The following is a 4,220-nucleotide window of genomic DNA, read 5'->3' as shown; positions in this document are numbered from 1 at the left end:
GGGGAGGGACGGGCCGTCACCCGCGCCGGGCGGCCGCGCGGGGGGCGCCGCGCGCAAAGGAAGGTGCAGGGGGGTGCGACGACCCGCTAACATGCCTTCTGTCGCCGTGGCCCAGCCACCGGCGCACCCTTCGCGGGCGTAGCTCAATGGTAGAGCCCTAGTCTTCCAAACTAGCTACGCGGGTTCGATTCCCGTCGCCCGCTCCAGGCACACCGAAGGCCCGGCTGAGAGGCACTCTCCCAGCCGGGCCTTCGTCCTTTTCACGTACCGGCACCCGCGGAGGAAACGCTTCTTCCGGGCCTCCGGCGGACGGTCGCGGCGGTCAGAGGCTTATCGAATTGATCATCGACGCCAGCGAGTCGAGAAATCGCTGGATGTCGTCGGCCATCCCCGTGGAGGCGAGGAAGAAGCCGAAGAGCATGGCGACGATCGCGGGCCCCGCCTTCAGGGATCCGCCCCGGATCAGGACAACGAGGACGATCCCCAGCAGAAGCACCACGGACAAAGAAATGGCCACGTCTGATCACACCCTCGGTCGGTCCGCTGCGCCGCATGGGGGTGTACCCGGCCCGCCCCCGGCCAACCCATCGTGCCACCCAACTCACGCCGCGCGTACGGCCCCTGAGGTACCGGGGACACCCGTCGTCCGCATGTTCGAGACGTGGGGGAAAAGCGACGATCACAAGGGAAGGAATCTTCGGCAATTCCTCCGAAAGGTAATGCGGATAATCCCCGCACATTCGTTTCCCTACGCACGCAACCCTCGTACGACGTTCACGGACAGTTATGGGACCCATGCCCGACTTGGCATCATTTGAGATGAAATAGGCGCAGCTAAAAGCCCTGTTCGGTCCCTATCGTCCCGCTGCGATCCTGTGCCGATCGTCACAAAAATCGAAGACATCGCAGGTGAATACGGGGGTATCCGAGGGCGAGGCGGTAATTCACCGACCCGGCGTTTTCACGGATTCGTACAACCGACGCTAGGGTGCCTCAGATGTTTCACGTTGCCTCGTCCCCCTCACGTGCGACGACGAACGTCCGGTCTCCCCACCCCCGCCCGCGGGGTGGTCGCCGGTGAACGCGCCGCAGCCGCACAGCAGTCAGCAGCGAAGCCGGGCCAGATCGCTCCCAGCGGGCGACGGGCGCGACTCCTTCTTCGACAACGCCAAGTACCTGGCCATCGCCCTCGTGGCCATGGGACACGTCTGGGAACCGCTCCGTGACGGCAACCGCCCCATGGGCGTGCTGTACATGGTCGTGTACGCGTTCCACATGCCGGCGTTCATCGTCATCTCGGGCTACTTCTCGCGGTCCTTCGCGTTCAAGCCGCACCAGATCAAGCGTCTGGTCAGCGGCGTGGTGGTCCCGTACCTCTGCTTCGAGCTCGCGTACTCGATGTTCCGCAAGTGGCTGCACGAGCCCGGCGCCCCGATCAGTCTGCTGGACCCCTGGTACCTGACCTGGTTCCTGGCCGCTCTCTTCGTCTGGCGGCTCACCACGCCGGTCTGGCGGTCGCTGCGCCACCCGCTGGCCCTGGCCCTGGCGATCGCGATGCTGGCGACCGTCTCGCCCAGGATCGGCAACGACCTCGACATGCAGCGCGCGCTGCAGTTCCTGCCGTACTTCGTGCTGGGTCTGTGCCTGAAGCCGGAGCACTTCAAGCTGGTGCGCACCTGGCGCACGCGGCTGCTGGCGGTGCCGGCGTTCGCCCTCGCGCTGGTCGTCGGCTGGTGGGCCAAGGGCAACATGACGACCGCGTGGTTCTACCACCGGGACGCCGCCGAGGAGCTGGGCGGCGACTGGTGGATCGGTCCGCTGATGACGCTGGGCATGTTCGGCTGCTCGGTGCTGCTCACGGCCTGCTTCCTCGCCTGGGTCCCCGGCCGGCGGCTGTGGTTCACCTCGCTGGGCGCCGGCACCATCTCCGGCTACCTGCTGCACGGCTTCCTGATCAAGAGCGGCATCTGGTTCGGCTGGTTCGACCAGGACTGGGCGCAGGGCCCGCTGGGCGCGCTGCTGTGCACGGTGCTCGCCGTGACCGTGGTGACTCTGCTGTGCACCAAGCCGGTGCGCACGCTGCTGAAGCCGGTGCTGGAGCCGAACCTGGACCGCTTCTTCCGCGAGGACCAGGCCGCCCTGAACGCCAGGAAGACCTCGGCTCCGGCCGAGGGACAGGGCGCCGGGGACCGCTCCAAGGTCCCCGCCGGGGTCTGAGCAACGACGGAACACGGCGAAGGCCCCGTCACGCGCCGGGAGCGCGGGCGGGGCCTTCGTCGTGCCGTGCCCGTGCTGTGCCGTGCCGTGCGAGGGACCACGGGCGCGGGGCCGGTCCGGTGGCGTCAGGCGGCGCGGGAGATGAGCAGGAGGGCCCGGTCGTCGTTGACGTCCTTGGCGACGGCCTCGATCAGGTGCCAGGCGGCGCCCTGGAAGCCGCCCACCACGTACCGGTCGGCCTCGCCGGTGAGACGGTCGATGCCCTCGACCAGGTCCCGCTCGGCCGTCTCGACCAGTCCGTCGGTGAAGAGCATCAGCACGTCCCCCGGGCGCAGCGACCCCTTGCAGGGGTCGAAGGTGGCGCCGTCGTAGACGCCCAGCAGCGGCCCCTCGGCGGTCTTCTCCTCCCAGCGGCCGGTGCCGGCGCACAGCTGGAGGCCCGGCGGGTGGCCTGCCGAGTAGAGCTCGTAGTCGCCGCTCTCCAGGTCGAGGACCAGGTGGATGGAGGTGGCGAAGCCCTCCTCCCAGTCCTGCCGCAGCAGGTAGCCGTTGGCGGCGGGCAGGAACGCGTGCGGCGGCAGGGAGCCCAGCAGACCGCCGAAGGCCCCGGACAGCAGCAGCGCCCGGGAGCCCGCGTCCATGCCCTTGCCGGAGACGTCGGTGAGGACGACCTCCAGGGTGCGGCCCTCGTTGGTGCGGGCCGCGACCACGAAGTCGCCGGAGAAGGACTGTCCGCCGGCCGGACGCAGCGCCATCTCCCGGTGCCACCCCTCGGGCAGGTCCGGCAGCGCGCTCTGCGCGCGGATCCGCTCGCGCAGGTCGAAGAGCATGGTGCCGCCGCGCCGCCAGGGCACGCCGACCCGGCTGCGGAACTGGGCCACCATCAGGCCGACGAAGCCGCAGGCGGCCACCACCAGCACCACACCGGGGGTGACCCGCGCGAAGCCGTCCGGATAGGGCCGCAGGGCCAGCGCCTCGACGATCAGCGCCGTCGCGGCGGCCGCGTACAGCGCGAGCAGGCTGGCGGGGCGCAGCAGCAGGCCGCCCGCCACGATGGGCAGCACCAGGGCCGCCGGGGTGAACCAGACGGCGTTGGCGAGGGTCAGGCTCGCGATCAGGGGAATGGTGAGGAGCAGGGCGACGAAGGCGATCCAGTCGGACCCGTCGCCCCGGAACCAGTCGACGGCGGCTTTGCGCAGGCCGATGCGGGCCCGGTGGAACTGCTTCTTCATCCGGGCCGTGAACGTGTCGGCGGCCGAGCGCCGCTTCCGTCCTGCTGCCATCGCTTGGGACCCTATCCAGCGGACCCCCCTCCTGGCACGGGTGGTCCCACTTGTCCCCCGTCCGGGGCCGGATTCGGGCCGGAGGTCCCTGGTGCCCCGGGCGCCCTCCGCGGCGCTCTCCCCGGCCTCCCGCGCGCCGGTCACACGCCCGGCGCGTTCGTCGGCTGGCAGCCGGGGCACCAGAACAGGTTGCGGGCGGCCAGCTCGGCGGTGCGCACGGCCTCCCCGCAGACGTGGCAGGCCTGGCCGTGGCGGCGGTAGACGTAGACCTCGCCGCCGTGGTCGTCGACGCGGGGGGCGCGGCCCATGGCGTCGGGGGTGTGCTCGGGGCGCACGGTGTCGATCCGGTTGTGCCGGACGCCCTCGCGCATCAGCTCCACCAGATCGGCCCAGATCGCGCCCCACTGCCGGCGGGTGAGCTCCCTGCCGGGCAGGTAGGGGTCGACGCCGTGCCGGAAGAGGACCTCGGCGCGGTAGACGTTCCCGACGCCCGCCACCACCTTCTGGTCCATCAGCAGGGCGGCGACGGTGGTACGGCTGCGGGAGATCCGGCGCCAGGCCAGGTCCGGGTCGGCGTCCGCGCGCAACGGGTCGGGGCCCAGGCGCTCGTGTATCGCCTGCTTCTCCCCCGGGGTGATCAACGCGCACGCGGTGGGGCCGCGCAGGTCCATGACGGCGGACGGGCCGGTCAGGCGCAGGCGCACGGTGTCGGTGGGCGGG

The 4,220-nt window shown here is 70.7% G+C and carries 4 protein-coding genes and 1 tRNA gene; 2 read left to right on the top strand and 3 right to left on the bottom strand.

The window, feature by feature from the left end; all coding sequences use genetic code 11:
• Positions 1-132: 132 nt before the first annotated feature.
• A tRNA-Gly gene (locus tag ACOV8S_RS20105) sits at positions 133-206 on the top strand.
• Positions 207-322: 116 nt separating this feature from the next.
• Here the strand turns inward: ACOV8S_RS20105 and ACOV8S_RS20100 are convergent.
• A complete protein-coding gene (locus ACOV8S_RS20100) occupies positions 323-517 on the bottom strand; it encodes a hypothetical protein (protein ID WP_382558498.1) in 195 nt (64 codons plus the stop codon).
• Positions 518-1,077: 560 nt separating this feature from the next.
• Here ACOV8S_RS20100 and ACOV8S_RS20095 point away from each other — a divergent pair.
• Entirely contained in the window at positions 1,078-2,217 is a 1,140-nt protein-coding gene (locus tag ACOV8S_RS20095; RefSeq protein ID WP_448319175.1) for an acyltransferase family protein, read from the top strand.
• 125 nt (positions 2,218-2,342) lie between these two features.
• Here the strand turns inward: ACOV8S_RS20095 and ACOV8S_RS20090 are convergent, their stop codons facing one another.
• Both ACOV8S_RS20090 and ACOV8S_RS20085 read right to left on the bottom strand, forming a co-directional pair.
• Positions 2,343-3,500, bottom strand: coding sequence for a PP2C family protein-serine/threonine phosphatase (locus ACOV8S_RS20090; RefSeq protein WP_351117435.1), 1,158 nt, complete (start codon positions 3,498-3,500; stop codon positions 2,343-2,345).
• A gap of 140 nt (positions 3,501-3,640) precedes the next feature.
• The coding region (locus tag ACOV8S_RS20085; protein ID WP_448319174.1) for an Fpg/Nei family DNA glycosylase at positions 3,641-4,220 on the bottom strand (580 nt) is incomplete at its 5' end.

This window comes from Streptomyces sp. CO7 (genome assembly GCF_053474865.1).
The sequence above is the reverse complement of the archived record's forward strand: the minus strand, read 5'-3'. Positions and strand labels throughout refer to the sequence as shown.